We start from the raw sequence: 16,730 nt of genomic DNA on the forward strand, positions 1-16,730 counted from the left end.
TCTGTCATGTTTTGCGGGCATGCTGGATCAACTCAGGTCGGCAACCCTCGGCGGTTGCGAACTTTCTTCTCTGGGCGATGGTCACTTGAATGCCAGAAAGCTACCGGCATTGGTGTATTCGAGCCTTAATTCCAGCTATTGAGTGGTGATCGAGATGGAAAGTATCAGCCTATTGTTGGGTGAAGCCTTGAGCCCGTATCAGGTAACTCTGACCCCCCGCGCGCAGGGGGAATGCCTGGTGACCCTGAAGAATGCCTTGGGGGCCATAGTGGTCGAGCGTGAATTCAGTCAGGCCCAGTTGACCGACAAGCGCCAGTTGACCGATGTCGTCGACGGCCTGCATCGCGACGTATTGATCGCCGAAGGTCGCCTGGAACCCTGTGTCATCGCGGCCTTGCGCAATGTGGCCCAGGAGAAGGCGTTCGACAGCGCACGCTGATTGGAAATTTTCGGGAACCTTCGCTTCAGCCCATCAGTCAGACCCTTGGCAACAGGATCGAGCATTGTGCTCCGGTGCTTGTCGCTTGTTGCACGGGTCTGGTTTCAGACCAGGTTTAACCCCGAGCCGTCTCCCCACTGCTCGGGGTTTCTTTTTGCCCGGATTTTCTAGCGCTGCGGCGCGTCGTGGAAAAATGCCAGGGCATCGCTGCGGTATTGCTCGCGCAGCGACGGTTCCAGCCATTGGGCATAAAGCTCCAGCAAAGTGTCCGGGCGCAGTTCGAGCAGCGCCCGGTTGATGCGCTCCACCGCCTGCCGGCCCTGCGGGGTGTTCGAGCAGCCGACGTTCACCGATTGATACTTGGGCATGCCCTGGATCGGGTAGAACTCCAGGTCATCGGGGTCGATGCCTTGCTGTCGTGCCTGGAAACGAATTTCCGTCTGGTAACCGATCAGGGCTTTCAGGCGCCCGTGGCGTTGCATCTGCAGCAGGTTGCCGATGGCGCTGTTGCCGTAGTGGGCGATCAGCGTGCCGAGCGGAGCCTGTTTGAGCAGGCTGTCGATCGGTTCGCCATAACTGCGTTCGGCCACCACGCCCACATTGTGCAGGGGGCTGACCAGCAGCGCGCCCAGGTCGACCTGGCCGTCATGGATAAACGGCAGCAGGCCGGGACGATCCTGGCGGCGTACCGCCAGGCCGTTGCTGAACATGCGAAAAGTGGTGATGGAAAACGCCAGCCATTGCGCCCGCTGCGGGGTGAACAGCAGCGCCGGGTCGCAGACGAAGGGCAGCTCCCGGAGCATCTGCATGGCCCGGGCGCGGTTGACGTGCACGAACTGATGGTCGTACTCCGGCAGGCTGGCCAGCAGCGCGGGCAGGGCCTGGTCGATCACGCCCCGGCCTTTTTGCGGACCTTCGAAAATCGTCATCGGCGGCAGGTCGCGCAATACCCAGATCAGTGTGTCCCGGGCCTGGCTGGCCGGTGACCAGGCGCCGAGCACCAGCAGCATCGACAACAGGCGTATGCCACGAATCATTCGCCTGCTACGGCATGGGGTCATCAGGCTGCTGATCCTTGTCGGTAAAAAGCATCGTTTTCAAAACTAGATCGCGCCGTTGTCACGCAGGCCTTTGATCTGTTGCTCGTCGTAGCCCAGGGCGCCCAGCACCTGGGCATTGTGTTCGCCGAGCGCTGGGCCGACCCATTCGGACGAGCCCGGGGTGTCCGAGAGTTTCGGCACTATGCCGGGCATCTTGAATGCCTTGCCGTCCGGCAGCTTGGCCTGGAGGAACATTTCCCGGGCGAGAAATTGCGGATCGCTGAACATGTCCTCGGCGCTGAAGATACGGCTGGCGGGGACTTCCGCCTGGTTCAGCAATTCGATCACGCGCTCCAGCGGCAGCGAATTGACCCAGCGATCGATGACCCCGTACAGCTCGTCGCGACGGCTGTCGCGGCCGTCGTTGCTGGCCAGGGCCGGATCGTTGGCCAGGTCGTCGCGGCCGACTACCTGCATGAAGCGTTTGAAGATCGCATCGCCGTTGGCGCCGATCTGCACGTGCTTGCCATCGGCGCTGGTGTGAATGGAGGAGGGCGTGATGCCGGGCATGATGTTGCCGGTGCGTTCGCGGATGAAACCGAAGACGTCGAACTCCGGGACCATGCTTTCCATCATGGCGAAGATCGCTTCGTACAACGCCACGTCCACCACCTGGCCCTGGCCACCGTTGACCTCACGGTGCCGCAGGGCCATCAGCGCGCCGATCACGCCCCACAGGGCGGCAATCGAATCGCCGATGGAAATGCCGGTGCGCACCGGCGGACGGTCCTCGAAACCGGTGATGTAGCGCAGCCCGCCCATGGACTCGCCAACCGCGCCGAACCCGGGTTGGTCCTTCATCGGCCCGGTCTGGCCGAAGCCGGACAGGCGCACCATCACCAGCTTGGGATTGAGCGCGTGCAGGGTGTCCCAGCCCAGGCCGAGTTTCTCCAGGACCCCGGGGCGGAAGTTCTCGATCAGGATGTCGGCTTCCGCCAACAGCTTCTTCAGCACCTCCAGGCCGTCCGGGTGCTTGAGGTTCAGGGTCAGGGACTTTTTGTTGCGCGCCTGGACGAACCACCACAGCGAAGTGCCTTCATACAGCTTGCGCCACTTGCGCAGCGGGTCGCCGCCATCGGGCGATTCGACCTTGATCACCTCGGCGCCGAATTCGGCGCAGATGCGCGAGGCGAACGGGCCGGCGATCAGGGTACCGAGTTCGACGATTTTCAGGCCGGCAAGGGGTTTGGCGGTAAGCGGCATGGAAGATCCTTGTAGGACAAAGATTGGACGGTAGAGCGTTTTAACATAGCCCGGCGCTCCCTCGCCAAAGGATGATGGTGCGCGATTCGTGGATTGGCTCGTGCATCGGTTAGACTTGCCGCCTTTCCTCGTATCAAGAAGCCCCGTCCATGGCCCAGCCGTCTACCACCTACAAGTTTGAATTGAACCTGACTGACCTCGATCGCGGGGTGTACGAAAGCGTCAAGCAAACCATCGCCCGCCATCCGTCGGAAACCGAAGAGCGCATGACCGTGCGTCTGCTGGCCTACGCCCTTTGGTACAACGAACACCTGTCGTTCGGTCGTGGCCTGTCGGAAGTGGATGAGCCGGCCCTGTGGGAAAAAAGCCTGGACGACCGTGTGCTGCACTGGATCGAAGTCGGCCAGCCGGACGCCGAGCGCCTGACCTGGTGCTCGCGCCGTACCGAGCGCACCAGCCTGCTGGCTTACGGCAGCCTGCGCGTGTGGCAGACCCGGGTGGTGGACGCGGTGAAGAACCTGAAGAACCTCAATATCGCCGGCGTGCCCCAGGACGTCCTGGAAGTCCTGGCCAAGGACATGCCACGCGTTATCAAGTGGGACGTGATGATCAGCGAAGGCACGATCTTCGTCACCGACGATCGTGGCCAGCACGAAGTCCAGCTGGAATGGCTGTTGGGCGAGCGCTGAGTTCGCCACGCCGCGCGCTGTTTCGCTGTATCCCTTGTATCGAAGAGAAGCTTCTGTCACCCCATGCGTATCGAACCTCGTGAGTTGCCCGCCACCCTGCCGTTTCTCGGTGATCTGCCGCCGTTGCTGACCCGCCTGTACGCCGCCCGTGGCGTGCAGTCCGAGGCCGAGCTGGACAAGAGCCTGGCGCGGTTGATCCCGTTCCAGCAGCTCAAGGGCATCGAGGCGGCAGTGGATCTGCTGGTGACGGCGCTGGAGCAGCGCGAACGCATCCTGATCGTCGGCGACTTCGATGCCGACGGCGCCACCGCCAGTACCGTGGGCATGCTCGGCCTGCGCCTGCTGGGCGCGGCCCATGTCGATTACCTGGTGCCGAACCGTTTCGAATACGGCTACGGCCTGACCCCGGAAATCGTCGCGGTGGCCCTGGAGCGCCAGCCCCAGCTGCTGATCACCGTGGACAACGGCATCTCCAGTGTCGAGGGCGTGGCGGCGGCCAAGGCGGCCGGGCTGAAAGTGCTGGTCACCGACCACCACTTGCCAGGCCACGAGTTGCCGGCGGCCGATGCCATCGTCAACCCGAACCAGCCCGGCTGCGAGTTTCCGAGCAAGGCCCTGGCCGGTGTCGGGGTGATCTTCTATGTGCTGATGGCGCTGCGGGCCCGCCTGCGCAGCTTTGGCTGGTACGAAACCAAGCCGCAGCCGAACATCGGCGAGCTACTGGATCTGGTGGCGCTGGGCAGCGTCGCCGACGTGGTGCCGCTGGATGCCAACAACCGCATCCTGGTGCACCAGGGGTTGGAGCGGATTCGTGCCGGGCGCGCGCGGCCGGGGATCAAGGCGATCCTCGAAGTGGCCAAGCGCGAGGCGTCGCGCATCACCTCCACCGACCTGGGCTTCATCCTTGGCCCGCGGCTGAATGCCGCCGGGCGCCTGGACGATATGAGCCTGGGCATCGAATGCCTGCTCAGCCATGACATGGCCCTGGCGCGGGAAATGGCCAGCCAGCTGGACGAGTTGAACCAGGATCGCAAGTCCATCGAGCAGGGCATGCAGCGCGAAGCCCTGGCCCAGCTCAAGGACTTGCCGGTGGAGTCGATGCCGTTCGGCCTGTGCCTGTTCGAGCCCGACTGGCACCAGGGGGTGATCGGGATTCTCGCTTCGCGGTTGAAAGAGCGTTATCACCGGCCGACCATCGCCTTTGCCGACGCCGGCGAAGGCATGCTCAAAGGTTCGGCGCGCTCAGTGCCGGGCTTTCATATCCGCGATGCCCTGGACGCGGTAGCGGCCAAGCATCCGGACCTGATCAGCAAGTTCGGCGGCCACGCCATGGCGGCCGGCCTGTCGCTGCCGGAGCAGAACTTCCCGGCCTTCGCCGAGGCCTTCGATACCGAGGTGCGCCGCCAGCTGCGCGAGGAAGACCTGACCGGGCGCCTGCTGTCGGACGGTACCCTGGCGGTGGAAGAGTTCCACCTCGAACTGGCCCGCGCCCTGCGTCATGCCGGGCCCTGGGGCCAGCACTTTCCCGAGCCGCTGTTCCATGGCGTGTTCCAGTTGGTGGAACAGCGGGTCGTCGGCGAGCGCCACCTCAAGGTGGTGCTGCGCAGCGAATGCGGCTCGGTGAAGCTCGACGGCATCGCCTTCGGCATCGACCGCGATATCTGGCCGAACCCGACCATCCGTTGGGTGGAACTGGCCTACAAGCTGGACCTCAACGAGTTCCGCGGCCAGGAAACGGTGCAACTGATGATCGCCCATATCGAACCGCGTTGATGGCCCGCGGCGCCCCCTGGCTTCTGTAGGAGCCAGGCTTGCCGGTGATGCAGGCACCGCGATGCGTCAGGACTGACTCCATCGCGGGCAAGTCGGATCGCCGCCCGCTCGCTCCTACAGGTCCATGGCGATCCTGCTTCTGCTTCTGTAGGAGCCAGGCTTGCCGGCGATGCAGGCATCGCGGTGCTTCAGGAACCACTCCAAGGCGGGCAGGGCCTGATCCGGGCACAGGAACCTGCTTCCTTCCCCATTGTCGACTAGTCTCTAAACACTGCTTGATTGGCCTTGTGACGTTTTGTCCTTTTTCTCCCGCGGGGGCGGGCGCTGTTCCTTTCCAGTCACTCGTCGACTTTTCAAACAGAACCCTGGAGCCTGACCACTGATCGAGAGGTGCCCCATGAGTCTGCTGCTTGAACCCTATACCCTTCGTCAACTGACCTTACTCAACCGCATCGCGGTATCGCCCATGTGCCAGTACTCCAGCGTAGATGGACTGGCCAATGACTGGCACCTGGTGCACCTCGGCAGTCGTGCCGTGGGCGGCGCCGGACTGATTTTCACCGAGGCCACGGCGGTCACCGCCGACGGGCGCATCACCGCCCAGGACCTCGGCCTGTGGAACGACGAACAGATCGCACCCTTACAACGCATCACCCGGTTCATCACCGCCCAGGGCGCGGTCGCCGGCATCCAGCTGGCCCACGCCGGGCGCAAGGCCAGCACCCATCGGCCATGGCTGGGCAAGCATGGCAGCGTCAAGCCGGCGGAGGGCGGTTGGGTGCCGGTGGGCCCTTCGCCGATTGCCTTCGACCCGCAACATACGCCACCGACCCAGCTCGACGAGACGCAGATCGCCGCGATCGTCCAGGCTTTCGTCGACTCGGCCAAACGCGCCCTGGTCGCCGGTTTCAAGGTGGTCGAGGTGCATGCCGCCCATGGCTACCTGCTGCATCAATTCCTCTCGCCCCTGAGCAATCAGCGCCGCGACCAGTACGGTGGCTCCTTCGATAACCGCATTCGCCTGGTCTTGCAGGTGTGTGAGGCGGTGCGGGCGGTCTGGCCGCAAGAGTTGCCGCTGTTCGTCCGGGTTTCGGCCACCGACTGGGTGGAGGACGGCTGGAACCCGGACGAAACCGTCGAGCTGGCCTGCCGCCTGAAGACCTTGGGAGTGGACCTGATCGACGTCTCGTCGGGCGGTACCGCGGTCAATGCCGAGATCCCCACCGGCCCGGGCTACCAGACCCGTTTCGCCGAGCGGGTGCGCAAAGAGTCGGGGATCGCCACCGGTACCGTGGGCATGATCACCGAGCCGGCCCAGGCCGAGCACATTTTGCGCACCTGTCAGGCCGATATCATCTTCCTTGCCCGGGAGCTGCTGCGCGACCCGTACTGGCCGCTGCACGCCGACGACGACCTGAGCGGACACAAGGCGATCTGGCCGGCGCAATACCAGCGCGCGACCCATCGCGACCAGCCGATCCACGAGTCGGATCTGCGTGAGTGAGGTGAGCGAGGCATAAAAAAACCGGCCTGTGAGGGCCGGTTTTTTTGTGTCTGGATTCGGGAGCTGTGTTGGCTATGACGACGTCATCGCGGGCAAGCCTCGCTCCTACAGAAACATTGATCGCATGCTTCTGTAGGAGCGAGGCTTGCCCGCGATAGCGATCGATCAAACGCCAATTATCCTCGTCAAGGGTACTTGCGCTTGTCCGGTGCCGGCGGGAAGTACTGGTACAGCCAGGTTTCGCTCAGGGTGCGATCGTTGGTGCGGATAAACAGCCGCAGCTCCACCGGATCGACGCTGTCGTTGGTCGGGTACCAGTCGAAGAGCACGCGATAACCCTGGATCTCGTCCAGCTTCAGCACATGGAAATCCTTGACCTGGCCGTTCGACGCGGTGACCACCGGTTCGATGCCGGTGCCCTCCGGCAGCCGGTCCAGGCCGCCGCCATTGAAGTCCACGGCGAAGCGCCGGGCCCAGACCGGCGGGTAATGCTCGCCCGGGGCCCAGCCTTCGACGAAGCCACCCATGCCCGAACGGGTGGCGTTGACCCGCGCCAGCGGCGTGCCCACCGGTGGCAGGGCGCTCCAGTACAGCTTGTAGCCGTAGTTCAGCGAGTCCCCGGCGGCCAGCGGCTTTTTCGGGGTCCAGAAGGCCACGATGTTGTCCAGGGTCTCGCCGGTGGTGGGGATCTCCAGCAGGTCGACCGAGCCTTCGCCCCAGGCGGTGGTCGGCTCGACCCACAGGCTCGGGCGCCGGCTGTACCAGTCCACGGTGTCCTGGTAGTTGGCGAACTCATGGTCGGTCTGCACCAGGCCGAAGCCCTTCGGGTCCTTGTCGGCGAAGGCGTTGAACTGCAGGGTCGCCGGGTTGTTCAGCGGGCGGCAGATCCATTCGCCATTGCCGCGCCACATGGCCAGGCGGTCCGAGTCGTGGATCTGTGGATGGATGGTGTCGCACATGCGCCGCTCATGGGTGCCGCAACTGAACATGCTGGTCATCGGCGCGATGCCCAGCTGTTCGATGGCGGTACGGGCGTTGACGTGCGCGTCGACATCCATCACCACGCGCTCGGCCTGGCAGTCGATGTCGAAGCGGTAGGCGCCGGTGGCGCTGGGCGAGTCGAGCAGGGCATAGACCACGAAGCGGGTGCTGTCCTTGTCCGGGGTCTCGAACCAGAACTTGGTGAAGTCGGGAAACTCTTCACGTTTCTTGGCGTAGGTATCGATCGCCAGGCCGCGGGCCGAGAGGCCGTACTGGCCGGTCTTGTCCACCGCGCGGAAATAGCTGGCGCCGAGGAAGGACACCACGTCGTGCCTGTCCAGTTCCGGGGCCTTGAACAGCTTGAAGCCGGCAAAACCCAGGTCGCCCTTGAGCTGCGCGGTGTCGACGCTGGTGTTCTGGTAGTTGAACAGCGACGGGCGGAAATGCACTTCCCGCGCCTGACGGCTCTTGGCGTCGACGCTGTACATGCGCACCGGCTGCTTGAAGCCCATGCCGACGTGGAAGAACTGCACGTCCAGCTGGCCGTTCAGCTCCTTCCACAGCGAGTGGTTGCCGTCGTACTGGATAGCGTTGAAGTTCTGCGGGGTCATGGTCGCCAGGGTCGGCGGCAGCACCTGCTTGGTGTCCACGTAGGGCTTGGCGGCCAATTGCTTGGCCTGGGCCTTGAGAATCTCGAAATCGAAGGCCTGTGCTTCGCCGTCGGCGGCGCCGGCCCAGGCCCGGGTGGCCAACAGACCCGTGGCCGACAGGCCGGTGTAGGCTGCCAGCGCCATGGATGCTTTCAGAAGATGCCTGCGATGCATAAGTGAACCTTGTCAGGAGATCCCGAGCCCTTCCTGGCTGCACTGGATCGGAAATGGAGGTTCGGTCATGCCTTCGGCCAAACTCAACGGACTTTTAACAGCGGGCGGATAGAATGATCGGTTCGCCCGAGGCAAAAAATGCCCAGCTATCGATACATAAAACCACGGACGGCTTCAGGACAACCGACATGCTGAACGAGCGCCTTTTGACCGCGCAGGACATCCCCCTGTTCAAACTCATCGACCGCGCGGAACTGATCGAAGCGTTCTACCGCCTGCAGGACGGGCAATTGCTGTGTTATCTCCAGCGCGAAGTGGTGAGCGGCTGGCCGCCCGGCGAGGCCGAGCATGACGCGCTGGTCTTGCAGGCGTGTGACCAGCGCGGGGGCTGGCTGTATGGGGTATTCGACGAGCAGCGGCTGGTGGCCGCGGCGGTGGTCGATTGCCTGGTTATCCACAACGCCGGCTTGCAACTGCGGCAGTTGAAGTTCCTGCATGTCAGCCAGGCTTATCGCGGGCGCGGCCTGGGCCAGCGGCTGTTCGGCCTGGCCACCGAGCAGGCGCGGCGCATGGGCGGCGAAGGGCTGTATGTCTCGGCCACGCCGTCACGCAATACCGTGGATTTCTACCGCCGCCTGGGTTGCGAGCTGTTGTCGGCCCCCGATCCAGAGCTGCATCGCCTGGAGCCCGAGGACATCCATCTGTACCTCAGGCTGGCCTGATCTTCAGCGGGTTTTGCACCAGGCCGGCCAGGCGAGGATGGTTACGGCCCGCAACAGCCATTCGCAAGGGCCATATTGATGGCTGCGCATCCACAGGGTGCTGAGCCACAGTTGCAGCGCGTAGAGAGCGATCACGATCAGCAGGATCCAGGCCGAGTCCAGCTGGTTGATCAGGCCCAGGCCGTAGCCGGTGAATATCAGGCTCAGGAGCAAGGATTGCAGCAGGTAGTTGCTCAGCGACATGCGTCCCATGGGGGCCAGCAACCTGCACACGCGTTCGCCCAGGGGCGAGTTGAACGCGCCAAGGAGCAGCAGCACGTAGCTTGTGCTGAGCAGGGGCGCGGTCAACTGGCCTATGCCGTATCCCAGGGCTTCCAGGCCGGCGCCGGGGGCATAGGCGGCGGTATAGCCATAGATGAGCGCGCCGCCGAGGCCGATGGGCAGCATCAGGCTCAATAACCTGTCCTTCCAGGCGTCGAAGACGTAGGGCGCCACCAGCCAGCTGCGGCGTCCGGCCACATAGCCGAACAGGAACATCGCCAAGGTACTGGGGCCCTGCAACAGCCATAACGCCAGGATGGTCTCTGGCAGGTGACTGAGGTTGAAGCTCAAGGTGCCCAAGGCGCTCGAACCGAGCAGGAAGGCCTTGTCCACGGGTTCCCATTCCATGCTGCCGACGTAATTGCCTTCGGCCAGTTGCAGCAGGCCCAGCGTCATGAAAATCAGCGCCGAGCACACCAGCAGTCCCACCGCCAGCTTGAGCGCGCGTCGCGGGCAAAGGTTGCGCAGCCCCAGCAATACCAGGCCGAGCACCGCGTAGAGAGACAGGATCTCACCGTAGAACAGCACGGCGCCGTGGATCAGCCCGATCGCCAGCAGCGCCAGTTGCTTGCGCACCATGCGCGGCACAAAGGCGTTCTGCGAGCGCTGCGCCGAGGCCAGTTGCAGGGTGAAGCTGTAGCCGAAAAGAAAGGAGAACAGCAGGTAGAACTTGGTTTCGAACAGTGTCGAGATCAGGAAGCGGATGGCGTGATCGATGGCGGCGGGGTAGGCCGGATTGCTCACCGAGGCGCCGTAGTAAGGGTCGGTGAACACCCAGATGTTCACCGCCAGGATGCCCAGCAAGGCGAACCCGCGCAGGGCATCGATATGCAGCAGGCGAGTGGTTGATGTGATTTTCTCGGGGCCGGGGCGAGCGGGGCTGTTCATCTGGGTCAGCGTCCTTGCAGCAGGTGGGCCACCAGTTGTTGCAGCACCTGGGATTGGTCTTGCGGGTTGAACAGCGGGTCGGCGGCGACCCGGGCGAACAGGCCGTCGATCAGGGCGGCCAGCCAGGTGGCGGCCTGCTCGGGGCTCAGGTTGGTGTGCAATTGCCCGGCTCGGCCTGCGGCGTCCACCAGGGCGGCGAGCCCTTCGCGCAACACCAGGTCGTTGGCCTTGACCAGGTGCGCCACGGCTTCGTCGCGGTGGCCGAGGGCGGAAATCTCCAGGGCCAGGCCGGCGTAATGGCGGTCGCTGGCCAGTTGGCAGACGTGATCGAGGAAGCCCGATAGCGCCGCCATCGGGTCTTCAGCCGCGACCAGTGCCGCCATCGCGGCGGCGGTCTCTTCGCCTTCCCGGGCGATCAGCGCCAACAGCAGTTCGTGCTTGCTGCTGAAGTAATGGAACAGATTGCCGGAACTCATGCCCGCGGTGCTGCAAATGTCAGCGGTGCGGGTGGCGACAAAACCGGCTTCGGCAAAACACTGGGCAGCGGCATCCAGCAGGGCGGTTCGCTTGGCTTCGCGTTGCAGGGGATTGGCAGGGCGCATGTGGGCTCATTAGTTAATTGACTGGCCACTCAATTAAAGGATGAACCTGAATGCTTGGCAAGCCTTGGCTGCAAAAAAAACAGTCGACGGGATGACTTCCGTCACGTGTTCCCAGGTCTATCGCTGGCCGAGCAGGAGGATCGACAAGGCACCCGTGAGTCCGGTGATTCATAGGCCGCTGCCTGCCAACGGCATGAACCGCGGCACGGCATACAGCACCAGCACGCAACCCAGCCACAGGCCTAGCCAGCGATAGTGGGCAGGCATGCCGCAGGCGTGCCAGCCTTTGGCGGCGGCATACACCAGGGTGATCTGGATCAGCACCAGGGACAGGACCCCGGTGGGAATCGCCAGGGCCGAGACAAAGGGCGCGGCGACGGCGCGGGTCAATACCAGGCCCAGTTGCAGGGCGGCGAACGGCAGCACCAGCCAGACGGCCACTTGCAGCATCAGGCTGACGATTCGCGAGGGCATGGGCGCATCCTTGCTGCCGAAGAAGTTTCAGCGCCGCGGGCTGGGCAGCCGGGGGCTTTCTGGCGGCGGATGGTGCCGCAACTTGATCGGCTTGGCCAGACCTCGTTCAATAGCCGCCTTTCAAGGAGATCAGGCAAATGAATTGCGGTTTTTCGGTGCGCGCACGATGAAGTACAAGAAGACCCTGGCGGTCGTGGGAGGCCTGCTGGGGGCCTGTGCGCTGGTGTTCATCAGCGCACTTTACACAATGCTCGAACGCGAGCCCTATTCGGCGACCAGCCCCTCCGGTCGTTACTTGCTGCAGCATGCCTCGGCCGGGGGGCTGCTGGTGCCTTTCGGCGGTAAGGGCTATTTGCAGGTCATCGACCTCGAGGACCCGCAGCGGGTCTATCGCACGCCCTTGATCCGGGACTGGTCGCTGGACCTGCGGATGTACGAGGACGACAAAAGCATCAGCATCTTTGGCCTGGAATTCATCAAGGCCACCAAGACCTACATCATTCAGTGGCCGGATTGGCAACACCACTGGCTCGACTGGTTCATCAGCAACACGCCCTACGAGTTTTGCCAGGAAACCGACGGCAACTGTTTCTAGCAGGGCAGGCGGCCTTGCCACATCGTTCTTTGATTAGTGTCGCGACCATCGCGGGCATGTCGGATCGCCGCCCGCTCGCTCCTACGGGCTAGGGCTATCCGTAGGAGCGATGCCTTGGATCAGTGCTTGAACATCACATGGCGCACGATGCTGTAGTCCTCCAGCCCGTACAGGGACAGGTCCTTGCCGTAGCCGGAGAGCTTCTGCCCGCCGTGGGGCATTTCACTGACCAGCATGAAGTGGGTGTTGACCCAGGTGCAGCCGTATTGCAGGCGCGCCGAGAGGCGGTGGGCGCGGCCGACATCGGCGGTCCACACCGAGGATGCCAGGCCGTAGTCCGAGTCGTTGGCCCAGCCCAGGACCTGGGCTTCGTCGGCGAAGCGGGTGACCGAGACCACCGGCCCGAACACTTCGCGGCGGACGATTTCGTCGTCCTGCTGGGCGTCGGCCAGCACCGTCGGTTCGAAAAAGAAGCCGTTGCCGTCCACCGTCTTGCCACCCGTGACCAGGCGGATATGCGGTTGGGCGATGGCACGCTCGACGAACCCGGCCACCCGGTCGCGGTGCTGGGCGCTGATCAGCGGGCCCAGCTCGGTGTCCGGGTCGCCCTGCAGGCCGTACTTGATGCTGGCGACCGCCGCGCCGAGCTTCTCGACGAAGCGTTCGTAGATGCCCTCCTGCGCGTAGATGCGGCAGGCGGCGGTGCAGTCCTGGCCGGCGTTGTAGAAGCCGAAGGTGCGGATGCCTTCCACGGCGGCGTCGATGTCGGCGTCGTCGAAGATGATCACTGGCGCCTTGCCGCCCAGTTCCATGTGCATGCGTTTGACACTGTCGGCGGTGCTGGAAATGATGTTCGAGCCGGTGGCGATGGAGCCGGTGAGCGACACCATGCGCACCTTCGGATGGGTTACCAGCGGCTGGCCCACAGTGGCGCCACGGCCGAATACCAGGTTCAGCACGCCGGCGGGAAGGATCCCGGCTGCCAGTTCGGCCAGGCGCAGGGCGGTCAGCGGGGTCTGCTCCGAGGGCTTGAGTACCACGGTGTTGCCGGCGGCCAGGGCCGGGGCGATTTTCCAGGCGACCATCATCAGCGGGTAGTTCCACGGCGCGATGGAGGCGATCACCCCCACCGGGTCGCGACGGATCATCGAGGTGTGGCCCGGCAGGTATTCGCCGCCGGCCGAACCGTTGAGGCAACGGCTGGCGCCGGCGAAGAAGCGGAACACGTCGGCAATCGCCGGGATCTCGTCGTTCAAGGCCGCGCTCAGCGGCTTGCCGCAGTTGTCCGACTCCAGCCGGGCCAGCTCTTCGCCGTGGGCTTCGATGCTGTCGGCCAGCTTGAGCAACAGCAGCGAACGTTCTTTCGGCACGGTTTGCGACCAGCTATGGAATGCCGCGTCGGCGGCGCGCACCGCGGCATCGACCTGGGCTTCGCTGGCCTCGTTGATTTCCACCAGCACCTTGCCCAGCGCGGGGTTGAATACCGGCTGGGCAGGGCCTTCGCCGCTGACCAGTTGGCCGTTGATCAAGAGTTTGGTTTGCATGTTCGTGTCCTCTTCGAAGCTATTGTTTTTCTATGGAAACGAGCCTCTGTAGGAGCGAGGCTTGCCCGCGAAAACGCGTTACCAGTCAACATCGATGTCGAATGTGCAGGCCTCTTCGCGGGCAAGCCTCGCTCCTACAGACCTGGCTTCCAAGCTGGGGTTATTTGCCGCCGCTGCCCGCCACGCTCTCGCCGCCGCGGGTCAGGTAATAGGCGCCGAGGATCGGCAGCATGGTCACCAGCATCACCAGCATGGCGACGACGTTGGTCACCGGTACGTCCCGCGGCCGGCTGAGCTGGTTGAGCAGCCACAGCGGCAGGGTACGTTCATGGCCGGCGGTGAAGGTGGTGACGATGATTTCGTCGAACGACAGGGCGAACGCCAGCATGCCGCCGGCCAGCAACGCCGAGCCGAGGTTGGGCAGGATGATGTAGCGGAAGGTCTGCCAACCGTCGGCGCCCAGGTCCATCGAGGCTTCGATCAGGCTGTGGGAGGTGCGGCGCAGACGGGCGATCACATTGTTGTAGACAATCACCACGCAGAAGGTCGCGTGGCCGACGATGATGGTGAACACCCCCGGTTCGATCCCCAGAGTCTTGAAGGTCGCCAGCAGGGCGATACCGGTGATGATCCCCGGCAGGGCGATGGGCAGGATCAGCATCAGCGATATCCCCTGTTTGCCGAAGAAGTCCCGGCGGTACAGTGCCGCCGAGGCCAGGGTGCCAAGGACCAGGGCGATCAGGGTGGCGATGGCGGCGATCTGCAGCGACAGCTTGATGGCGTCCAGCACGTCGGGGCGAGCGAAGGCCACGCTGAGCCACTTCAGGGTGAAGCCCTGGGGCGGAAAGCTGAAGGCCGCGTCTTCGGTGTTGAAGGCGTAGAGGAAGATGATCAGGATCGGGAAATGCAGGAACAGCAGCCCGCCCCACGCGGCGATGCGCAGGCCCAACGAGGCTTGTTCTCCGTGCTTGGCTGAATCAGAGCGCATCGAAGGCCCCCAGGCGTTTGACGATGGACAGATAAATGGCGATCAACACGATCGGCACCAGGGTGAAGGCGGCGGCCATCGGCATGTTGCCGATCGCCCCTTGCTGGGCGTAGACCATGCTGCCGACGAAGTAGCCGGGCGGGCCCACCAGCTGCGGCACGATGAAGTCGCCCAGGGTCAGGGAGAAGGTGAAGATCGAGCCGGCGGCGATGCCCGGCACCGACAGCGGCAGGATCACCTGCATGAAGGTCTGGTGCGGCTTGGCGCCGAGGTCGGCGGAGGCTTGCAGCAAGGACGGCGGCAGGCGTTCCAGGGAGGCCTGGATCGGCAGGATCATGAACGGCAGCCAGATGTAGACGAACACCATGAAACGCCCCAGGTGCGAGGTCGACAGGGTGCTGCCGCCGACCCCGGGAATCCCCAGGATGAACTGCAGCAACGGCTCCAGCCCCAGGTGCTGGACAAACCACTGGGCCACGCCGCCCTTGGCCAGCAGCAGGGTCCAGGCGTAGGCCTTGACGATATAGCTGGCCCACATCGGCAGCATCACCGCGATATAGAAGAACGCCTTGGTCTTGCCGCTGGTGTAGCGCGCCATGTAGTAGGCGATGGGGAAGGCGACCACGGCGCTGGCGAGCGAGACGGCGATGGCCATGCTCAGGGTGCGCAGGATGATGTCGAAGTTCGATGGCTGGAACAGTGCGGCGAAGTTGGCCAGGGTCAGGTCCGGGGTGACCGCCATGGTGAAGTCGTCGAAGGTGTAGAAGCCTTGCCAGAGCAGGATCAGCAAGGAGCCCAGGTAGATCGCGCCGAACCAGATCAGCGGCGGTACCAGCAGCAGCGCCAGGTACAGGTTCGGCCGCCGGTACAGCAGGTTGGAAAAGCGCCGCAACAGCGAGCCGCCGGGGCTTTGGGGAGTGATCGCCAGGGTGTTCATGTCATACCCCGCTCGCCAGGGTATCGGTCAGCGGGATCATCGCCTCGCGGGCCCAGCGCGCGCTGAGGCGTTGCCCGGTCTGGTGCTGGGCGCTGCTGTCCAGCCATTGGTCGTTGGCCTGGCTGATGCTGAGGGTCTGGCCGTTGTCCAGTTGCAGTTCGTAGCGGGTGGCGCTGCCCTGGTACTGGATATCGTGCAGTAGGCCGCTGATTTCGATCTCGTGGCTGCTCAACGGGCCTTCGGCGAAACGCACGTGTTCCGGGCGAATCGAGAAGGGCTTCTGGCTGCCGCTCAGGCGTTCGGCCAGTTCGCCGCGAATCACATTGGAGGTGCCGACGAACTCGGCGACGAAGGTGGTGGCCGGTTTCATGTACAGGTTGCGCGGGCTGTCGACCTGCTCGATGCGGCCCTTGTTGAACACCGCCACGCGGTCGGACATCGACAGGGCTTCGGTCTGGTCGTGGGTGACGAAAATGAAGGTGATGCCGAGCTGGCGTTGCAGCTTCTTCAGTTCGCCCTGCATCTGTTCGCGCAGCTTCAGGTCCAGCGCCCCCAGGGGTTCGTCCAGCAGCAGGACCCGCGGCCGATTGACCAGCGCCCGGGCCAGGGCCACGCGCTGGCGCTGGCCGCCGGACAGCTGCACCGGCTTGCGCTCGCCGTAGCCTTCCAGGGCGACCATGGCCAGGGCTTCTTCGGTGCGTTTGAGGCGCTCGGCCTTGCCGACGCCTTTGACTTTCAGGCCGTAGGCCACGTTGTCGCGCACGTTCATATGGGGGAACAGCGCGTAATCCTGGAACACGGTGTTGACGTCGCGCTGGTAGGGCGGCAACCCAGTGGCTTCGGCCCCGTGGATGTGGATCGAGCCGGCGCTCGGCTGTTCGAAACCGGCGATCAGGCGCAGGCAGGTGGTCTTGCCCGAGCCGGAAGGGCCGAGCATGGAAAAGAACTCGCCGTCCTGGATATCGATGGAAACCCGGTCAACGGCCTTCACCTCGCCGAACTGCCGGGAAACGTTGGTGAACTGGACTGCAAGCGTCATGGTGCGGTGCTCCGGGAAAGCGCGCTGTCGAAATAAGCGGGATCAGGTCTGGCGGCGAAGGCCGCTCCTGCTGGAGCTGGCCTGGCGCAGGAGCCTGTAGCCGCTGC

16 protein-coding genes are annotated in these 16,730 nt (G+C 64.1%); 6 read left to right on the plus strand and 10 right to left on the minus strand.

Features of this window, described 5'->3' with window-relative positions; genetic code table 11:
• Positions 1-154: 154 nt before the first annotated feature.
• Positions 155-439, plus strand: coding sequence for a DUF3509 domain-containing protein (locus C4K38_RS05640; protein WP_037004520.1), 285 nt, complete (start codon positions 155-157; stop codon positions 437-439).
• Between the two features lie 167 nt (positions 440-606).
• Here the strand turns inward: C4K38_RS05640 and C4K38_RS05645 are convergent, their stop codons facing one another.
• Both C4K38_RS05645 and C4K38_RS05650 read right to left on the minus strand, forming a co-directional pair.
• Positions 607-1,476 (minus strand): TIGR02285 family protein, encoded by an 870-nt coding sequence (locus tag C4K38_RS05645; RefSeq protein ID WP_414860338.1) that lies wholly within the window; start codon positions 1,474-1,476, stop codon positions 607-609.
• A gap of 66 nt (positions 1,477-1,542) precedes the next feature.
• On the minus strand, positions 1,543-2,742 hold the full coding sequence (locus tag C4K38_RS05650) for a CaiB/BaiF CoA transferase family protein (protein ID WP_053277592.1): 1,200 nt from the start codon (positions 2,740-2,742) through the stop codon (positions 1,543-1,545).
• Positions 2,743-2,891: 149 nt separating this feature from the next.
• On the opposite strand from C4K38_RS05650, the gene C4K38_RS05655 reads away from it, so the two are divergent.
• From C4K38_RS05655 to C4K38_RS05665, 3 genes are all read left to right on the plus strand, one after another.
• Positions 2,892-3,431: a YaeQ family protein gene (locus C4K38_RS05655; protein WP_007923023.1), complete on the plus strand. Its 540-nt coding sequence runs from the start codon at positions 2,892-2,894 to the stop codon at positions 3,429-3,431.
• Positions 3,432-3,494: 63 nt separating this feature from the next.
• On the plus strand, positions 3,495-5,204 hold the full coding sequence (gene recJ / locus C4K38_RS05660) for a single-stranded-DNA-specific exonuclease RecJ (protein WP_053277593.1): 1,710 nt from the start codon (positions 3,495-3,497) through the stop codon (positions 5,202-5,204).
• A gap of 397 nt (positions 5,205-5,601) precedes the next feature.
• Complete coding sequence (locus C4K38_RS05665) at positions 5,602-6,708, plus strand: NADH:flavin oxidoreductase/NADH oxidase (RefSeq protein ID WP_053277594.1); 1,107 nt, start codon at positions 5,602-5,604, stop codon at positions 6,706-6,708.
• Between the two features lie 185 nt (positions 6,709-6,893).
• Here the strand turns inward: C4K38_RS05665 and C4K38_RS05670 are convergent, their stop codons facing one another.
• A complete protein-coding gene (locus C4K38_RS05670; protein ID WP_053277595.1) occupies positions 6,894-8,513 on the minus strand; it encodes a glucan biosynthesis protein D in 1,620 nt (539 codons plus the stop codon).
• A 188-nt stretch (positions 8,514-8,701) separates the two neighbouring features.
• Here C4K38_RS05670 and C4K38_RS05675 point away from each other — a divergent pair, with 188 nt between their 5' ends.
• The gene (locus C4K38_RS05675; RefSeq protein ID WP_053277596.1) at positions 8,702-9,235 is read left to right on the plus strand and encodes a GNAT family N-acetyltransferase; all 534 of its coding nucleotides are present in this window, start codon (positions 8,702-8,704) and stop codon (positions 9,233-9,235) included.
• Between the two features lie 3 nt (positions 9,236-9,238).
• On the opposite strand, the gene C4K38_RS05680 is transcribed toward C4K38_RS05675, so the two are convergent.
• The 3 genes from C4K38_RS05680 to C4K38_RS05690 all read right to left on the minus strand — a co-directional run bounded on the left by C4K38_RS05680 (position 9,239) and on the right by C4K38_RS05690 (position 11,520).
• Entirely contained in the window at positions 9,239-10,444 is a 1,206-nt protein-coding gene (locus C4K38_RS05680) for a DUF418 domain-containing protein (RefSeq protein WP_053277597.1), read from the minus strand.
• A 5-nt stretch (positions 10,445-10,449) separates the two neighbouring features.
• Entirely contained in the window at positions 10,450-11,046 is a 597-nt protein-coding gene (locus C4K38_RS05685; protein WP_053277598.1) for a TetR/AcrR family transcriptional regulator, read from the minus strand.
• 168 nt (positions 11,047-11,214) lie between these two features.
• Positions 11,215-11,520: a hypothetical protein gene (locus C4K38_RS05690; RefSeq protein WP_053277599.1), complete on the minus strand. Its 306-nt coding sequence runs from the start codon at positions 11,518-11,520 to the stop codon at positions 11,215-11,217.
• Here C4K38_RS05690 and C4K38_RS05695 point away from each other — a divergent pair.
• Entirely contained in the window at positions 11,519-12,115 is a 597-nt protein-coding gene (locus tag C4K38_RS05695) for a hypothetical protein (RefSeq protein WP_231998566.1), read from the plus strand. The two genes, C4K38_RS05690 and C4K38_RS05695, sit on opposite strands and share 2 nt — an antisense overlap.
• Positions 12,116-12,234: 119 nt before the next feature.
• Here the strand turns inward: C4K38_RS05695 and C4K38_RS05700 are convergent, their stop codons facing one another.
• The 4 genes from C4K38_RS05700 to C4K38_RS05715 form a co-directional block, all read right to left on the minus strand.
• A complete protein-coding gene (locus tag C4K38_RS05700; RefSeq protein ID WP_053277601.1) occupies positions 12,235-13,659 on the minus strand; it encodes a gamma-aminobutyraldehyde dehydrogenase in 1,425 nt (474 codons plus the stop codon).
• 160 nt (positions 13,660-13,819) lie between these two features.
• A complete protein-coding gene (locus C4K38_RS05705) occupies positions 13,820-14,647 on the minus strand; it encodes an ABC transporter permease (RefSeq protein WP_053277602.1) in 828 nt (275 codons plus the stop codon).
• The gene (locus C4K38_RS05710; protein WP_053277603.1) at positions 14,637-15,584 is read right to left on the minus strand and encodes an ABC transporter permease; all 948 of its coding nucleotides are present in this window, start codon (positions 15,582-15,584) and stop codon (positions 14,637-14,639) included. Before C4K38_RS05710 ends, C4K38_RS05705 begins: the two co-directional genes overlap by 11 nt.
• A gap of 1 nt (position 15,585) precedes the next feature.
• A complete protein-coding gene (locus tag C4K38_RS05715; protein WP_053277604.1) occupies positions 15,586-16,623 on the minus strand; it encodes an ABC transporter ATP-binding protein in 1,038 nt (345 codons plus the stop codon).
• Positions 16,624-16,730 lie beyond the last annotated feature (107 nt).

This window comes from Pseudomonas chlororaphis subsp. piscium (assembly GCF_003850345.1).
Lineage (GTDB): Bacteria > Pseudomonadota > Gammaproteobacteria > Pseudomonadales > Pseudomonadaceae > Aquipseudomonas > Aquipseudomonas piscium.